Raw genomic sequence first — 15,281 nt, 5'->3', positions numbered from 1 at the left:
CGATCCGTTATCCCAGCACCGTGCCGGGAGCCAGCTGTCCGCCACGGGCCAGCTGCGCCGCTTCCATCGCTTTTTTCCCTGCGGGCTGCAGCTCCTTGATCCACAGCAAGCCCTGGCCGGTCGCGACAGCAACGCCCTTGTCTCCGGCTTCCACCACAGCGCCAGGCTGCGCCTTCGCCGGCGCGGCTTCAGCTGCGTCCGGCTTTGCACATGTCCACACCTTCAGCACCTCGCCGTTCCACAGCGTAAACGCACCTGGACGCGGATGGAGTGCGCGTACCAGATGCCAGATCCGATCGGCTGGCTGCGTCCAATCGATCTGCTCCTGCTCCCGCTGAATATTGGGCGAATAGACGGCTTCCGCATCGTTTTGCGGCACGGCCTCCAGGTCGCCTGCCAGCAGCTTCGGCAGCGTATCCTCGAGCAGCTCAGCTCCGGCCACGCTCAGCTTCTCAAACATCGTGCCGGTCGTGTCCTCGTCGCCGATCGGAACCACGATCTTACTGAGCATGTCCCCGGTGTCGAGGCCCTCGGCCATGTACATGATCGTAACGCCGGTTTCGGCGTCCCCGTTCATCACGGCGTAATGGATCGGCGCGCCTCCGCGGTATTTCGGCAGCAGCGACGCGTGGATGTTAATACAGCCGAAGCGCGGCAAGTCCAGCACCGACTTCGGCAAAATTTGTCCATACGCCGCCGTAACGATCAAATCCGGCTGCAGCGCCCGCAGCGCTTCCACCGATTCCGGCCGGCGAAGCCGCTCCGGCTGAAGCACGGTCAGCCCGTGCTTCTCCGCTTCGACCTTCACCGGCGTAGGCGTCAGCACCCGCTTGCGTCCCACCGGACGATCCGGCTGGGTAACGACGGCCACAACCTCGACCTGCTCACTGCCGAGCAGCTTGTGCAAAGAAGGCACGGCGAAGTCCGGCGTGCCCATAAAGACGACTCTGACAACACTCATGCTTCACCACGGTCCCGCGGCTCATCCTTGTACATGGCTTCCGCCAGATCGGTATACAGCACGCCGTTCAAGTGATCCACCTCGTGCTGAATGCAGCGAGCGAGCAGCTCCGTTCCCTCGATGACGATCTCTTCGCCGTCGCGGTTCAATCCCTTCACCTTCACGCGGGCAGCGCGTCTGACATCGCCCGTAAAGCCCGGGATGCTAAGGCAGCCTTCCGGGCCAAGCATCTCGCCTTCCCGCTCAATGATCTCCGGATTGATCAGCTCGATCAGCCCATGCTCATCGCCTACGTCCATCACAATAACGCGCTTCAGAATACCGATTTGCGGCGCTGCGAGGCCTACGCCCGGCGCGTCGTACATCGTATCGGCCATGTCCTTCAGCAGCTTATGGATGTTCGGAGTAATTTTCGATACCGGCACGCATTTCTCGCGCAGCACCGGATCCGGATCTTTGACAATGATTTTAATCGCCATAATGTGGACACCATCCTTTTTGTTAAGCAACCCATGGGAATGAATGATTTCAGTAAAATGCTAATTCTATGTATATTCCAGCCGCTCTCACGATGACAACCGCCACCCTTGAGAAGCCGCTGCACCGGTACCGGCACCACCGTCTGCTAAAACAACCTTAACCATGACCGGCGGTAACCGTGTTACATCAGCAATTGAGGATCCACGTCGACCGAAACCGTCAGCTTCTGCTGCTTGACCGTCTCATCGAGCACAGCCGTGGCTTGCTCTACAATGGCCGTAATGTCCGTCTCTCCCCGATATTTTATCATGCATTGAAACCGATATCTATCTTTGATCCGTGAGATCGGCGAAGCGACGGGCCCCAGTACCTCGAGCTGTGCACCGGCCTCCTCGAGCGGCTTCGCGAGCTCCTTCAAGCGGGTGGCGAGCATCTCGCCCGCACGCAATAGCATCGGCACCTGTTCATGCGACAGTGTGACGAGCACGAGCCGATGGAACGGCGGATAATTATGAAAATGACGCAGCTGCATCTCTTTGCGCATGAAGCTCATGTAATCATGATGGCTGGCACTGATGATGCTGTAATGCTCTGGAGTATACGTCTGCACGAATACCTCACCGGGAAGCTGGTGCCTCCCGGCCCGCCCAGCCACCTGCGTAAGCAATTGGAACGTGCGCTCCGCTGCCCGAAAATCAGGCAGGTTCAGCACCGAATCGGCCGCCAACGCGCCCACGAGCGTCACCTGCGGAAAATCCAATCCCTTAGCCACCATCTGCGTCCCCAGCAGCACATCAGCTTGCTGGTTGCGGAACATCGTCAGCCATTTTTCGTGCGAGCCCTTTTCCGTCGTCGTATCGACGTCCATGCGGATGACGCGGATGCCGGGGAACAGCTTGCCCAGCTCCTCCTCCACCCGCTGCGTCCCAGTGCCGAAATGACGGATGTGCTCGCTGCCGCAATCCGGACAAAGCGTCAGCTCCCGTTCGGCGTAGCCGCAATAATGGCAGCGGACCGCCTTCGAGCTCTGGTGATACGTCAGCGAAATGTCGCAGTGCGGACAGTCCGCGACATAGCCGCAGCTCCGGCACATGACGAACGTGGCGTACCCGCGCCGATTCAGCAGCAAAACGGTCTGTTCTTTCTTGTGTAACCGTTCTTCGATCGCTTTATACAGCGCCCGGCTGAACATGGAGCGATTGCCGTTCTTCAGCTCCTCCCGCATGTCGACAATATTCACCCGAGGCAGCGGACGGCCTTCTACGCGAGTCGGCATCGACAGCAGCTCAAAAGCCGGGCGTTCCTCCGTCGCTTCCTCGACCGCTTGACGCATCGTGCGGTACATGCTTTCCAAGGATGGCGTTGCCGAACCGAGCACGACCGCGGCCCGATGCTCGAACGCTCTGGCGATCGCCACATCCCGTGCATGGTACTTCGGACTCTCTTCCTGCTTATAGGTTGTCTCGTGCTCTTCATCGATAATGATCAGACCGAGCCGCTCGAACGGGGCAAACATCGCCGAACGCGCCCCAATCACGAGGCTCACTTCCTTGCGGACGATTTTACGCCACTCATCATACCGCTCGCCATTGGAAAGCCGGCTGTGCAGCACCGCCACCCGATTGCCGAAGCGGCCTTTGAAGCGCTCGACCATCATGGGCGTTAGCGAAATCTCAGGCACCAGGACGATCGCTTCGCGTCCACGGTCGAGGCACTCTTGAATCGACTGCAGATACACTTCCGTCTTCCCGCTTCCCGTCACACCGTGCAGCAAAAAGACCCGCTGCTCGTGAGCGACCACCGCATCCCGGATCCGCCCGAACACCTGCTGCTGCTCCGGTGTGAGCGGCAGCGGCGAGGTCAGCTGAAACGTCCGCGAGGCATACGGATCCCGCTGCACCTCAACCTCCTCGATGCGCAGCCAGCCCCGCTCGGCCAATCCCTTGACCGTTCCCGCACTGATAGATAGCTGTGTCAGCAACTCGGTCAGCTTGATCGGCTCGGGACGCTCGATAAAATGCTGCAGCACTTCCTTCTGCTTGGCGGCTCTAGCCGGAAGCTCCGCCAACCATGCCTCCAGCTGATCCGGTTCATCTGGCGGGAAAACGGTCAGCGCTTTTTTGGCGGTCATGCGGTCCTTGACCAGTTGAACCTCCGACAGCAGGCCTTCACTCATGAGCTGCTTCACCAGCAGGCCGTCCGAAGCATACCGCTCCAGCAGCGCTTCCAGCTCCACCGATTCGCGTGACCGGACGTAGTCGACAATTTCCTGCTGCTTCGGGAGCAGCATCGCATGCTGACCCTCGCTCCCCTCCGCGTAAGCTTCGCTCACTTGAACGCGGCGCTCGTACTTCGCTTTGAGCGCGCCCGGGATCATCGCCTGCAGCGCCGTAATTTCGTGGCACATATACGTTCGGCTCATCCAGCGCGCCAGCTTCACCAGCTCCGGCGTCAGCGGCGGGGTCAAATCCAGCACTTGCTCAATCGGTTTGATCTTGCTGGTGTTCAGCTCGGTTCCTTCGTGCAGCTCCACGACAAAGCCTTGAAGCGTCCGCGGACCGAACGGCACGCTGACCCGGCTGCCAACGGCAATCCAATCGCGGAGCGCCTTCGGCACCGAATAATCAAACGCCCGGTTCGTTTGCTTGGCGGGGACATCGACGATTACTTTTGCGTACATTCGTCAGTGCCTTCCCCCTTTGCCAGCCGCTCTGCTGCAAGGGTCAGAAGCCGCTCGGCCACCTGCGCCTTCGTCATCATCGGCGGCGCTTCCAAGAGTCCATGTTGGTCAAAAATTTTCACCACATTCGTATCCGTTCCGAAGCCTGCGCCCTCCGCCGTTACATCGTTTGCCACGAGCAAGTCGCACTTTTTGCGCTTCAGCTTGTCCATGGCAAAGGCGTCCAGATTGTGCGTCTCCGCAGCAAATCCGATCACAAATTGCTTGGGCGTTTTTCGCTCGCCGACAGCCTGAAGGATGTCGGGGTTTTTCACCAGCGTCAGCGTGAGCTCCTCTTCTTTTTTCTTGATCTTCTGCTCCGCTCGCTCCACCGGCCGATAATCCGCCGGGGCCGCCGCTTTAATAATGAGATCCTGCTCCGGCAGCCGGGAAAGCACCGCCTCCATCATATCCAGCGTGGATTCCACTCGTACGATCTGCATTCCTGTCGGAATCGCAGCAGATGTCTTCGCAACGACCAGCGTCACATCGGCACCCATCAGCCTAGCCTGCTCGGCGATTGCGAAGCCCATTTTGCCGGACGAGTCGTTCGTCAAATAGCGAACCGGATCAATCCGCTCCACTGTCCCACCGGCCGTTACCAGCACCTTTTTCCCGCGAAGCAGCTGCTGTTGGGCAAAAAACTGCCCGATCGCTGCGACGATGTCTTCCGGCTCGGCAAGCCGGCCTTTGCCCACGTAACCGCAGGCCAGCAAACCGACCCCTGGCTCCACATACCGGACTCCGCGGTCCGCCAGCGTTTGCATATTGGCCTGAACTGCCGGGTGCGCATACATATGTACGTTCATGGCCGGGGCGATCATCACCGGAGCCTCCGTCGCAAGCAGCGTCGTGCTCAGCATATCGTCCGCGATCCCGTGCGCCAGCTTGCCGATCATGTTCGCTGTCGCCGGAGCGATGACGACCAGATCTGCGCTATCCGCCAGGTTAATGTGTGAAACGACGGACGGGTCCTTCTCATCGAACGTATCGATCGCCACCTCATGCCTCGACAGCGTTTGGAATGTCAGTGGAGCCACGAATTTGGCCGCCGATTCCGTCATAATGACGCGCACCTCGGCCCCTGCCTGAGCCAGCTTGCTGCACAGGGCAGCCGCTTTAAAGGCAGCAATGCCACCGCATACCCCGAGTATGATCGTTTTTCCTCTCATTCTGCACTTCCCCTCCTTCCAATCGCTGAAGAACCTTAACGAAAAAAATAACAACCGCTAAGGGTTGTTTATTTTTTGTCGGTTTCTTTGGTTTGCAGCTTCTCGTACGAAATGTGATCTTCATAAATCTCTTCCAAAGCTAAGCCCACGTGCTTATGCGATCTCTTTTGGCGAACCTCGGATTTCGCTCCGTCACGCAGCAAACGCGCGCGCTTCGCAGCCGCTACCACCAAAGAGTATTTGCTGTCTACTTTATCAAGCAAACGGTCAATCGAAGGATACAACATTATTTTTTCACCTCTGCCATCCAGTGTTGAATTTTGGAAACCATCCGATCTTTGCGGCAGCGTTCTGCTGTAAGAATGGACCGGATCCGCTGACAAGCTAGGTCGACCTGATCGTTCACGATCGCATAGTCGTAGTGCTCCATCAAGGCAATTTCTTCGACGGCTACGGACATGCGGCTTCGAATGACATCCTCTGTTTCCGTTCCACGGCCGACAATCCGGCTTTCCAGCTCGGTCAGGGACGGCGGTAGGAGGAATATAAAAACACCTTCCGGAAACTTCTGCTTTACCTTCAGTGCACCCTGAACTTCAATCTCCAGGATAATATCTTTTCCGGAAGCGAGTGTGTCTTCCACAAATTTACGCGGGGTGCCATAGTAGTTTCCTACATACTCCGCCCATTCTAGCATTTGGTCCTGCTCGATTAACTGCTGAAATTGTTCCCTGCTCTTGAAAAAATAATTCACGCCGTCGACTTCACCTTGTCTCGGCTCCCGAGTCGTGGCCGACACGGAGTAGATAATATCGCTCGAGCATTCGCGAAGCGCTTTGCACACGGTACCTTTACCGACACCGGAAGGTCCCGAAAGCACGATTAAAATTCCTTTTTCAGCAGAGGAAATACTGACATTACTCGTCATGATCATCGTCCTTATTGGAAAGTCGATGCGCCACCGTTTCCGGTTGGACCGCAGATAAAATAACATGGTCGCTGTCCGTAATAATTACGGCCCGCGTACGTCGTCCATACGTTGCATCAATCAGCATATGGCGGTCACGCGCTTCTTGAATAATCCGTTTGATTGGCGCCGATTCCGGGCTGACAATGGATATGATTCGATTCGCAGACACGATGTTCCCGAAACCGATGTTGATAAGTTTGATCGCCATGTATGGTTTCCCCCTGGAATGGTGTAGGTTCGTTACTCGATATTTTGGATCTGCTCGCGCATCTTCTCCAGCTCCGCCTTCATATCGACGACAAGAGCGGTCAGCGATGCGTGATTCGCCTTGGATCCGATCGTGTTCACTTCGCGATTCATTTCCTGAACGAGAAAATCCAGCTTGCGGCCCACCGGCTCCCGGCTGTGCAGCAAACCCTTGAACTGCCCGCAATGACTGTGCAGACGAGTCAATTCCTCGTCGATCGCGACGCGATCCGCGAATACCGCGACCTCCATGGCCAGACGGCTTTCATCCGGAGCTTCCTGCTGCAGCAGCTCTTGAATGCGCGTCCGCAGCTTCTCCGCATGCTCTTTCACGGCTTGTGGGGCTAATACAGCTGCTTCCTGACGCGAACGCTCCAGTCCAGCCAGCCGCTGCTCCAGATCCGCCAGCAAAAATGCGCCTTCACGCGCTCTCATCTCCAGGAGCTCTTGCGCTGCTTGCGTCGCGCAGGCGACAATCGCCTGCCGCATATGCTCATCGCCGGTATCAGGCAGCTCTTTCATAGCTACCAAATCCGGCAGGCTAAGAAGATCCTTCAGTGTCAGCTGGTCGGTTAGTCCGAACCGCTCCCGCAGCTGCTCCGCTGCTTGCATGTAGCCGGCAGCGAGGTCCCAGTCAATCTCGATGGCTTGAGAGGACTGCCGTTCCCGTTCGATGGTGACAAACGCATCCACACGGCCGCGTTTGACCAGCTGCAGCACCGCTTGCTTCACCGCATCCTCATAACGCGCCCATTCGCGAGGCATCCTTACGGCCACTTCGCAATAGCGGTGATTGACCGATTTCAGGTCGATTCGTAATTGGAATCCGGCGACGGAAACGGAAGCTTGTCCGAACCCGGTCATACTGAGAACCATGTCTCTCACCTTTCCAATCTATTCTAATTCATTTTGAAAGAGGGTACAAGTGGGAATCCTGCCGTCCGGTTTTCTCCCAAACGTAGTTTGTAAGCTGAACCGTCATCTCATAGGCGAGGAACGGCGTCATCAAATAAATGCCGTTAAAATAGCGCATCGCCGCATCAAGCAGCTCCTTAGCAATCGCCACGCCCATCGCTCGGCCCTCTTCCCCCTTCAGTCCGCTCATGCGCTGACGCACTTCATCGGAGAGCTGGATGCCCGGCACTTCATTGTGCAGATACTCCGCGTTATTCCCGCTGGCCAGCGGCATGATGCCGAGGAAGATCGGAACATTCAGATGCTTGGTCGCTTCATGAATTTTCTCGATCAGCTCCGTATTATAAACCGGCTGTGTCATGATATAGTCCGCGCCCGCTTCAATCTTGCGCTCCAGGCGCTGCACCGCTTTGTCCAAATATTTGACGTTCGGATTAAACGCTGCACCGACGATGAAGTTCGCTTTCTTCTTCAGCGGCTTCCCTGAGAAAGCCACCCCGTCATTGAGCTGCTTGATCATGCGGATCATCTCAAAGGACGTCATGTCGTACACGGAGCTTGAGCCCGGCAAATCGCCGAAGCGCGCCGGATCTCCGGTAACGGCAAGCACGTGATCGATGTCCAGCGCGTGGAGTCCCATCATATGCGACTGCGTGCCGATCGAGTTGCGGTCGCGGCAAGCGATATGAATCAGCGGGCGAATGCCTACTTTTTCCTTCACCAGACTGCCCAGTGCCAGATTGCTCATCCGCGTCACGGCAAGCGAGTTATCCGCCATCGTGAGCGCGTCGACTCCCGCATCCTTAAGCGCCTGCGCGCCTTCGAGGAATTTGGCGATATCGAGGTCCCGGGGCGGGTCCAGCTCGACGATGACCGTATGCCGCTCTTTCGCCAGATCGACGACCGACGGCTGGACCGAAGCCTTTAAGTCAGGGACAGCCGGTGCAGTAACCGATTCGAGTACGCCCGTGCTCACCGGGCTGATCGCCTGTGGATTCGGGATATACCGCTCCAGCGACTTGGCAATGGCTGCGATGTGCTCCGGCGTCGTGCCGCAGCAGCCTCCGACAATCTTCGCGCCAAGGTCGGCAAACTTCCGCGCGGTTTCACCGAAATACTGCGGTGTCGCCGCATACGTATATCGGCCGTCCACATAATCCGGGATCCCCGCATTCGGAAAAATCGAGAACGCAGGCGCACCTTCCATCCCCGCTACCTTCTCCAGCGATCGGAGCAGGCCGTTCGGACCGCTGCGGCAGTTGAAGCCGACCACATCCGCGCCGCTGTCTACCAGCATGCGGAATGCCTCCGGCAGCGCTGTGCCATCCTGCGTCGTGCCTGCGCCTTCCGTTGCGAATTGGCAGATAACCGGCAGCGAGCTGGTTTTTCGAATCAGCTTCAAGGCGATGAGCATCTCCTCCAAATCGTAAAACGATTCGAGCAGCAGCCCGTCCACCGGCGTATCCAGCAGCACCTCGATTTGCTGGCGCAAATCTTCTTTGACCTTCGCCGTGCGGATATTTTTCCGCCTTCCAGCCCGGATGGAGCCGATCGCTCCCACGACATAGGCGTCGTATCCGACTGCCTTGCGGGCAAGCGCAACCCCAGCCCGGTTGATCGCTTCCACTTCATGCTCCAAGCCGTATTTGGACAGCTTCTCCCGGTTGGCCGAGAACGTGTTCGTTTCAATAAGACGGGCACCCGCATCAAAGTATCGGCGATGCACACTCTCGATGACATCCGGCTTCAGCAAATTCAATTCTTCATATGAAATGCCGACGGGAAAACCCATTTGGTACAAGAACGTACCCATGGCGCCGTCTCCTACCAATACCTGCCGCCTAAGCGCGTCCCTCAAATCAGGCAACAAACGGGGCTCCCCCTTTCTATCCCATGATAAACATTAAAGCGTTCCTTTAAACACCGTCGCCGCAGGTCCGGTCATATAAACATGATTGTCGGACTCGTCCCATTCGATCAGCAGGTCGCCGCCCTTGAGCGACACGGTGCCCTTCCGATCCATCCGGTCGTTCAGCACCCCTGCCACCAGCGTAGCGCAAGCACCTGTACCGCAGGCCAGCGTCGGTCCCGCACCGCGTTCCCATACGCGCATATCGGCGTAATCCCTGCTTTTCACCGTCACAAACTCCACATTGATCCGGCGAGGAAACAGCTCGTGATGCTCCAGCTTCGGGCCCCATGCGAACAAGTCCATCTGAACCGCATCCTCGACGAAAATGACGCAATGCGGGTTGCCCATCGACACCGCAGTAAACCGGAACTCGCGTCCTTCCACCTCTACCGGGTGAGCGACAACCGGATTGGCATCGACCGTCGTAGGAACTTGCAGCCCGTTCAAGATCGGAGCGCCCATATCAACGCGAACCTTCGTGACCTCCCCGTTCTCCACCGTCAACTGTACCGGCTGCGAACCCGCGCCGATCGTCTCGATGACGAGGCTGGTTCGTGCTTGATTGATCATACCGTGATCGTATATATATTTGGCCGCGCAGCGGATGGCGTTGCCGCACTGCTCCGCCTCCGAGCCGTCCGAATTGATGATGCGCATCATATAATCCGCTTGCTCCGAAGGAAGCAAGTAAACCATTCCGTCCGCGCCGATCCCGAAGTGGCGGTCACAATAACGAACAGCCAGCTCCGCGGCGTTCTCCGGCAGCTTCTGGTGTCCAGACAGAACGATAAAATCGTTGCCCAAGCCCTGCATCTTTGTAAAATTCATCATCAAAACTCCCGCTTGAACGTGTTTTATCCCATATCATAGCGTAAAACGCCTGATATGCATAGTAATTCCGCAAAATTTTACCCGAAACGGCGATAAATTGCAATAAAAAAATAAAAGGACCATTCCACAAAGTAGACACTCTACCCTTGGAACCGTCCTCACAGCTATTCGATGTGGATAACTTTATCGTACGATAGGCTTCATCTTCTTGCTTCCGCCGCCATGGGAGATCGGTTTATGCTTGGCAGGCTTGCTCATCACACTCCCAAGACCCATCAGGAACGTCGGAATCCCGGCAAACACCAGAACCAGTACCCAATCCTTCAGCCCCAGCGGCACTGTTTTAAAAATCGGCTGAAGCTGCTCGACATACAGCACTGGCAGCATTAAGAGCAGAGACGACAACACGGCCAGCACGAGCCAAACGTTCTGCAGCGGATTGCGATGGAAAATGGACCTCGAGCTGCGGCAGTCGAAGACGTGAATCAGCTGCGCCATGACCAATGTCACGAAGGCGACGGTTTGCGCCTTGATCAGGGTATCCTTGCTGTCCCCTCCCTGCAGCAGCGCAATGTAGAACGCCGCCAGCGTGCAGAGGCCGATCAGGATGCCTCGGCTGATGATTTTCCAGCCCAGCCGGCGGGCAAAAATATTTTCACGCGCCGAGCGCGGTCTGTGCTGCATTAAATCCTTCTCCGCCTGGTCTACGCCGAGTGCCATGGCCGGCAGCCCGTCGGTCACCAGGTTGACCCACAAAATTTGAATCGGTACCAGCGGCAGCGGCAGCCCGGCCATCATGGCGAGAAACATCGTCAAAATTTCGCCGACATTGGACGCCAGCAAATACCGGATAAATTTGCGGATATTTTCATAGATGCCCCGGCCTTCTTCGATGGCAGCCACGATGGTCGCGAAGTTGTCATCGCTCAGTACGAGCGCTGACGCTTCCTTGGACACATCCGTGCCGGTCTTGCCCATAGAAATACCGATATCGGCGGCTTTAATGGCCGGGGCGTCGTTGACTCCATCCCCTGTCATGGCCACCGTATGGCCTTGACGCTGCAGCGCCTTCACAATGCGCAGCTTATGCTCCGGAGATACCCTAGCGTACACGTATATATCATCGACGCGGCTGTCGAGGTCTTCGTCGCTCATCGAGCTGAGCTGCTGTCCGTTCACAGCCAATCCATCCGCTGGCAGAATCCCAAGCTGCTTCGCAATGGCTTCCGCGGTCGTTTGGTGGTCACCGGTGATCATGACCGTCTTGATGCCCGCCCTGCGGCATTTGACGATCGCCTCCCGTACCTCCCGGCGCGGCGGATCGATCATCCCCGTCAGTCCGACAAAGACGAGCTGGTTTTCCACCTCGGTCTCCGAGTCGCCCCGTTCACTCGACTTCAAGTCGCGGTAGGCCAGCCCTAGTACGCGCAGCGCATTTTTCGCCATGCCTTCGTTCGCTGCCAGCACCTTTTGCTTAAGCGTCGGGGTGAACGGGATCACCTTCTCGTCCCATAACACGTACGAGCACTGCTGAAGCAGCACATCCGGCGCACCTTTGGTGCAAACCATACGCCCGCCCTGATGCGTTACGACGACCGACATCCGCTTCCGCTCGGAGTCAAATGGCAGCTCGTTCACACGGCTGTACAAGCCTTCCAGCGTTTGGTGCGTAACTCCGGCCTTTGCTCCTAGCACAATCAGCGCGCCTTCCGTCGGGTCGCCCTTAATATTCCATGCGCCAGCCAGCTCCTCGGCTTTCTTCTTTTTCGTCTCGGACCGCTCTTCATGCAAACTCGCGTTGTTGCACAAGACGGAAATTTGCAGCATGCGGCGCAGCATTTGATTTTTACGGATGTCCACGGGCTGTCCTTGCTTCAAAATATCGCCTCGAGGATCGTAGCCGTCCCCGGTAACCTCCAGCAGATCTCCGCCGACCCACAGATGCGTGACGGACATTTTGTTTTGCGTCAGCGTGCCTGTCTTATCCGAGCAGATCACAGAGGCGCAGCCGAGCGTTTCGACGGACGGCAGCTTGCGTACGATTGCTTTTCGCTGAATCATCCGCTGAACCCCAAGCGCGAGAGCAATGGTTACGATGGCCGGCAGTCCTTCCGGGATCGCCGCAACCGCAAGGCTGACGCCCGCCAGGAACATGCCGTACGGTTCTTGTCCGTGCAGAATGCCGGCGACTACGACGAGCACCGTCAGCATGAGCGCCACGATGATGAGGATTTTGCCGAGCTGCTCCAAGCGGTGCTGCAGCGGCGTTTCCATAGCATCCGTGCTTTGGATGAGGTCGGCGATTTTGCCCATTTCCGTCTCCATCCCAGTGCGAATAACGACCCCTTTGGCCGTACCGCGGGTCAGCATCGTCCCCATAAACCCCAGATTGCGCTGATCGCCCAGCGGAACTTCCTCGTCAACTAGGGGCTCCGTATGCTTAGCCACCGGAACGGACTCCCCGGTCAGGGCAGACTCCTCCACATAAGCGCTGAACGCCTCGATAAACCGTATATCCGCCGGAACCCGGTCCCCGCTTTCCAACACGACGACATCGCCAGGCACCAGCTCACGCGCTGGAACAAGCTCTATACTTCCGCCTCGAAGCACCTTCGCATGCGGCGCCGATAGCTCCTTGAGCGCCCGCAGCGAGCGTTCCGCCCGAAACTCCTGCACGAAGCCGAGGATCCCGTTCATAATAATAATGGCGATAATCGTCACGGCATCGAGATATTCACCCAGCAGCCCTGAAACCAGTGTCGCACCAGCGAGCACAAGCACCATAAAGTCCTTAAATTGATTCAAAAACAGCGTGATTGGCGAAATGCCCTGCCCTTCCGCCAGCTCATTTTTTCCGTGAACCGCACGCCGCTGTTCCACCTCATCCGTAGTCAGTCCTTTGGCAGGCTCCGTCCTCATCTGCTCCAAGATTTCTTCCGACGACATATGGTACCACTTTTTCGAACTCATCCGCTTTCTCCCTCCCAAACGTCTGCACCGCCGGTGCGCCAACTTGACCACTTGGGTGTTGTCCAGCGTGATGTAATTGCAGCCGTTGGACAGACACCTAGGGTAAATGTATTCAGACAAGCCGCAAATTAGCACGCCGAGGTACAAGTTTTGCCTCAAGGCATCGGCAGCACTTTTCGTTATAACGAAAAATGCCCTTAAGTTTTTGGTGAAAATATGGCATCATAGAGGGTAGCGTTTTGACTTGTTAGAAATGGAGTTGTACATCATGTCTTTAGACGGACTCGTCGTATACAGCCTTGTACGTGAGCTTCAGAGCTGCGTCGGCGGTAGAATCAATAAAATTCAGATGCCCTCTGAAAATGATATCGTTTTATCCCTGCGGGCGGGCGGCAGCAGCGTAAAGCTGCTTTTATCCGCCAATCCCACGTACCCGCGCGTGCATTTGACGGAGCAAAGCTTCATTAACCCAATGGAAGCGCCGATGTTCTGCATGCTGCTTCGCAAGCACTGTGAGAGCGGTGTGATCGAAGCAATCGAGCAGCCTGGGCTGGAGCGGATGATCCACATCAAAATTCGGCAGCGGGATGAGCTTGGGGATCTCAGCGTAAAAACCATCGTTGTTGAAATTATGGGACGGCACAGCAATATTATTTTGATGGACCCGGCGGCGGGAACGATTGTGGATGGAATTCACCACGTAACCCCGGCTATCAGCAGCTACCGCATCGTCATGCCGGGCAGCAAGTATACCGACCCGCCGGAGCAGCATAAGGAGCTCCCTTTTGCGGCTACTAAGGTGCGGTTTATATCGGCTATGGAGGAAGCACTCGCCTCTTCCGAGCAGAACGCCTCCTCTGCACGCGCCTGGGAGCAGGCACTGGTCCAGCGGTACAGCGGCTTCAGCCCGCTAGTTGCCAAGGAATTGGTCTATCGCGCCGCGATGAGGCTTGAGGATGGTTCGATGGAAGATGCACTGGCCAGCCCTGGCAGCTTTGCTGAAGTGCTGTGGGAGCCGTTCCATGAGCTGATCTCGAAGCTGCAGGCCGGTGTGATCGATCCGGTCATCTCCGAGCAGGCGAACACGGGCAAAACGTTCTTCTCGATCCTGGAGCTCAGCCACGTGCAGGGTGAGGCGGTCCGGTATGACACCGTGAGTGTCTGCCTGGAGGCGTTTTACGGAGATAAAGCGGAACGGGATACGGTCAAGCAGCGGGTGTCCGATTTAATCCGGCTGCTGTCCAACGAGCGCTCTAAAAACATCAAGAAGCTGGAGAAGCTGGAGGAAACGATGGAGGATGCGCAGCAGGCTGACCGGTTCCGCATACAGGGCGAGCTGCTGACCGCTTCCATGCATTTGTACGCCAAGGGCGATAAGCACATTGAGGTAACAAATTACTACGATGAAGAGCAGCGCCTGATCAAAATCGAGCTGGACCCTCTGTTAACACCTTCGGAAAATGCACAACGTTATTTCAAAAGGTATACCAAAAGCAAGAACAGCCTGATTGCCGTCCGCGAGCAAATGGATCAAGCGCACGAGGAAATCCGCTACCTCGACAACCTGCTGCAGCAGCTGGCGAGCGCCGGATTAACGGATATTGAGGAAATTCGCGAGGAGCTGGTCGAGCAGGGCTACCTGAGAGACCGCGGCAAAAAGGGACGCAAAAAGAAGCCGAACCAAAAGCCGGTTCTGGCTTGCTACACGTCCAGCGAAGGCATCCCGATCTACGTCGGCAAAAACAATACGCAGAACGAATATTTAACGAACCGGCTCGCGCATCCGGCCGACACTTGGCTGCACACCAAGGACATTCCCGGCTCGCATGTCGTCATCCGCAGTCAGGAATATGGCGACGCGACGCTGAATGAAGCGGCACAGCTGGCTGCCTTTTACAGCCAGGCCAAAGAGTCCAGCCAGGTGCCCGTGGACTTCACGCTCATCAAGCACGTCCGAAAGCCCAGCGGCGCCAAGCCCGGGTTCGTTATCTATGACCATCAGAAGACGCTCTTCATCACTCCGGAAACCGAGCGTATCAAGCAGCTGCCGGTGCAGGTGAAGTGAAACTGACTTGAAGGTAAAAAAGACCGACCTCCATTTTCAA

General features: G+C 56.8%; 12 protein-coding genes. 1 reads left to right on the top strand and 11 read right to left on the bottom strand.

Annotation, left to right across the window (positions count from 1 at the left end; translation table 11 throughout):
- Positions 1-7: 7 nt before the first annotated feature.
- The 11 genes from fmt to FPZ49_RS16850 form a co-directional block, all read right to left on the bottom strand.
- The gene (gene fmt / locus FPZ49_RS16900; protein ID WP_144849135.1) at positions 8-937 is read right to left on the bottom strand and encodes a methionyl-tRNA formyltransferase; all 930 of its coding nucleotides are present in this window, start codon (positions 935-937) and stop codon (positions 8-10) included.
- Positions 938-957: 20 nt separating this feature from the next.
- Positions 958-1,440, bottom strand: a complete 483-nt coding sequence (def, locus tag FPZ49_RS16895) for a peptide deformylase (RefSeq protein ID WP_144848938.1) — start codon at positions 1,438-1,440, stop codon at positions 958-960.
- Positions 1,441-1,622: 182 nt separating this feature from the next.
- Positions 1,623-4,121 (bottom strand): primosomal protein N', encoded by a 2,499-nt coding sequence (priA, locus tag FPZ49_RS16890; protein WP_144848935.1) that lies wholly within the window; start codon positions 4,119-4,121, stop codon positions 1,623-1,625.
- Positions 4,106-5,332 (bottom strand): bifunctional phosphopantothenoylcysteine decarboxylase/phosphopantothenate--cysteine ligase CoaBC, encoded by a 1,227-nt coding sequence (gene coaBC, locus FPZ49_RS16885; RefSeq protein ID WP_144848932.1) that lies wholly within the window; start codon positions 5,330-5,332, stop codon positions 4,106-4,108. Before coaBC ends, priA begins: the two co-directional genes overlap by 16 nt.
- A gap of 68 nt (positions 5,333-5,400) precedes the next feature.
- Positions 5,401-5,619, bottom strand: coding sequence for a DNA-directed RNA polymerase subunit omega (rpoZ, locus tag FPZ49_RS16880; RefSeq protein ID WP_144848929.1), 219 nt, complete (start codon positions 5,617-5,619; stop codon positions 5,401-5,403).
- Positions 5,619-6,260 carry a guanylate kinase gene (gene gmk / locus FPZ49_RS16875; RefSeq protein WP_144848927.1) on the bottom strand — a complete coding sequence of 214 codons (642 nt, stop codon included), beginning with the start codon at positions 6,258-6,260 and terminating at the stop codon, positions 5,619-5,621. Before gmk ends, rpoZ begins: the two co-directional genes overlap by 1 nt.
- Entirely contained in the window at positions 6,250-6,510 is a 261-nt protein-coding gene (remA, locus tag FPZ49_RS16870) for an extracellular matrix/biofilm regulator RemA (RefSeq protein ID WP_009672664.1), read from the bottom strand. Before remA ends, gmk begins: the two co-directional genes overlap by 11 nt.
- Positions 6,511-6,542: 32 nt before the next feature.
- Positions 6,543-7,424, bottom strand: coding sequence for a YicC/YloC family endoribonuclease (locus FPZ49_RS16865; RefSeq protein ID WP_144848924.1), 882 nt, complete (start codon positions 7,422-7,424; stop codon positions 6,543-6,545).
- Positions 7,425-7,452: 28 nt separating this feature from the next.
- Positions 7,453-9,333, bottom strand: coding sequence for a bifunctional homocysteine S-methyltransferase/methylenetetrahydrofolate reductase (locus tag FPZ49_RS16860; RefSeq protein WP_144848922.1), 1,881 nt, complete (start codon positions 9,331-9,333; stop codon positions 7,453-7,455).
- Positions 9,334-9,366: 33 nt separating this feature from the next.
- Positions 9,367-10,203: a diaminopimelate epimerase gene (gene dapF, locus FPZ49_RS16855; RefSeq protein WP_144849132.1), complete on the bottom strand. Its 837-nt coding sequence runs from the start codon at positions 10,201-10,203 to the stop codon at positions 9,367-9,369.
- A 186-nt stretch (positions 10,204-10,389) separates the two neighbouring features.
- On the bottom strand, positions 10,390-13,176 hold the full coding sequence (locus FPZ49_RS16850) for a calcium-translocating P-type ATPase, SERCA-type (protein WP_144848919.1): 2,787 nt from the start codon (positions 13,174-13,176) through the stop codon (positions 10,390-10,392).
- Positions 13,177-13,444: 268 nt separating this feature from the next.
- On the opposite strand from FPZ49_RS16850, the gene FPZ49_RS16845 reads away from it, so the two are divergent.
- A complete protein-coding gene (locus FPZ49_RS16845; protein ID WP_144848917.1) occupies positions 13,445-15,241 on the top strand; it encodes an Rqc2 family fibronectin-binding protein in 1,797 nt (598 codons plus the stop codon).
- The last annotated feature ends 40 nt before the right edge of the window (positions 15,242-15,281 follow it).

The organism is Paenibacillus cremeus (genome assembly GCF_007786445.1).
GTDB classification, from domain to species: Bacteria; Bacillota; Bacilli; order Paenibacillales; family NBRC-103111; genus Paenibacillus_G; species Paenibacillus_G cremeus.
The sequence above is the reverse complement of the archived record's forward strand: the minus strand, read 5'-3'. Positions and strand labels throughout refer to the sequence as shown.

What these genes read in the sequence shown, in the direction of transcription:
- fmt (WP_144849135.1), bottom strand. Translation starts at nt 937, where the DNA reads ATGGGCACGCCGGACTTCGCCGTGCCTTCTTTGCACAAGCTGCTCGGC.
- def (WP_144848938.1), bottom strand. Translation starts at nt 1,440, where the DNA reads ATGGCGATTAAAATCATTGTCAAAGATCCGGATCCGGTGCTGCGCGAG.
- priA (WP_144848935.1), bottom strand. Translation starts at nt 4,121, where the DNA reads ATGTACGCAAAAGTAATCGTCGATGTCCCCGCCAAGCAAACGAACCGG.
- coaBC (WP_144848932.1), bottom strand. Translation starts at nt 5,332, where the DNA reads ATGAGAGGAAAAACGATCATACTCGGGGTATGCGGTGGCATTGCTGCC.
- rpoZ (WP_144848929.1), bottom strand. Translation starts at nt 5,619, where the DNA reads ATGTTGTATCCTTCGATTGACCGTTTGCTTGATAAAGTAGACAGCAAA.
- gmk (WP_144848927.1), bottom strand. Translation starts at nt 6,260, where the DNA reads ATGACGAGTAATGTCAGTATTTCCTCTGCTGAAAAAGGAATTTTAATC.
- remA (WP_009672664.1), bottom strand. Translation starts at nt 6,510, where the DNA reads ATGGCGATCAAACTTATCAACATCGGTTTCGGGAACATCGTGTCTGCG.
- FPZ49_RS16865 (WP_144848924.1), bottom strand. Translation starts at nt 7,424, where the DNA reads ATGGTTCTCAGTATGACCGGGTTCGGACAAGCTTCCGTTTCCGTCGCC.
- dapF (WP_144849132.1), bottom strand. Translation starts at nt 10,203, where the DNA reads ATGAATTTTACAAAGATGCAGGGCTTGGGCAACGATTTTATCGTTCTG.
- FPZ49_RS16850 (WP_144848919.1), bottom strand. Translation starts at nt 13,176, where the DNA reads ATGAGTTCGAAAAAGTGGTACCATATGTCGTCGGAAGAAATCTTGGAG.
- FPZ49_RS16845 (WP_144848917.1), top strand. Translation starts at nt 13,445, where the DNA reads ATGTCTTTAGACGGACTCGTCGTATACAGCCTTGTACGTGAGCTTCAG.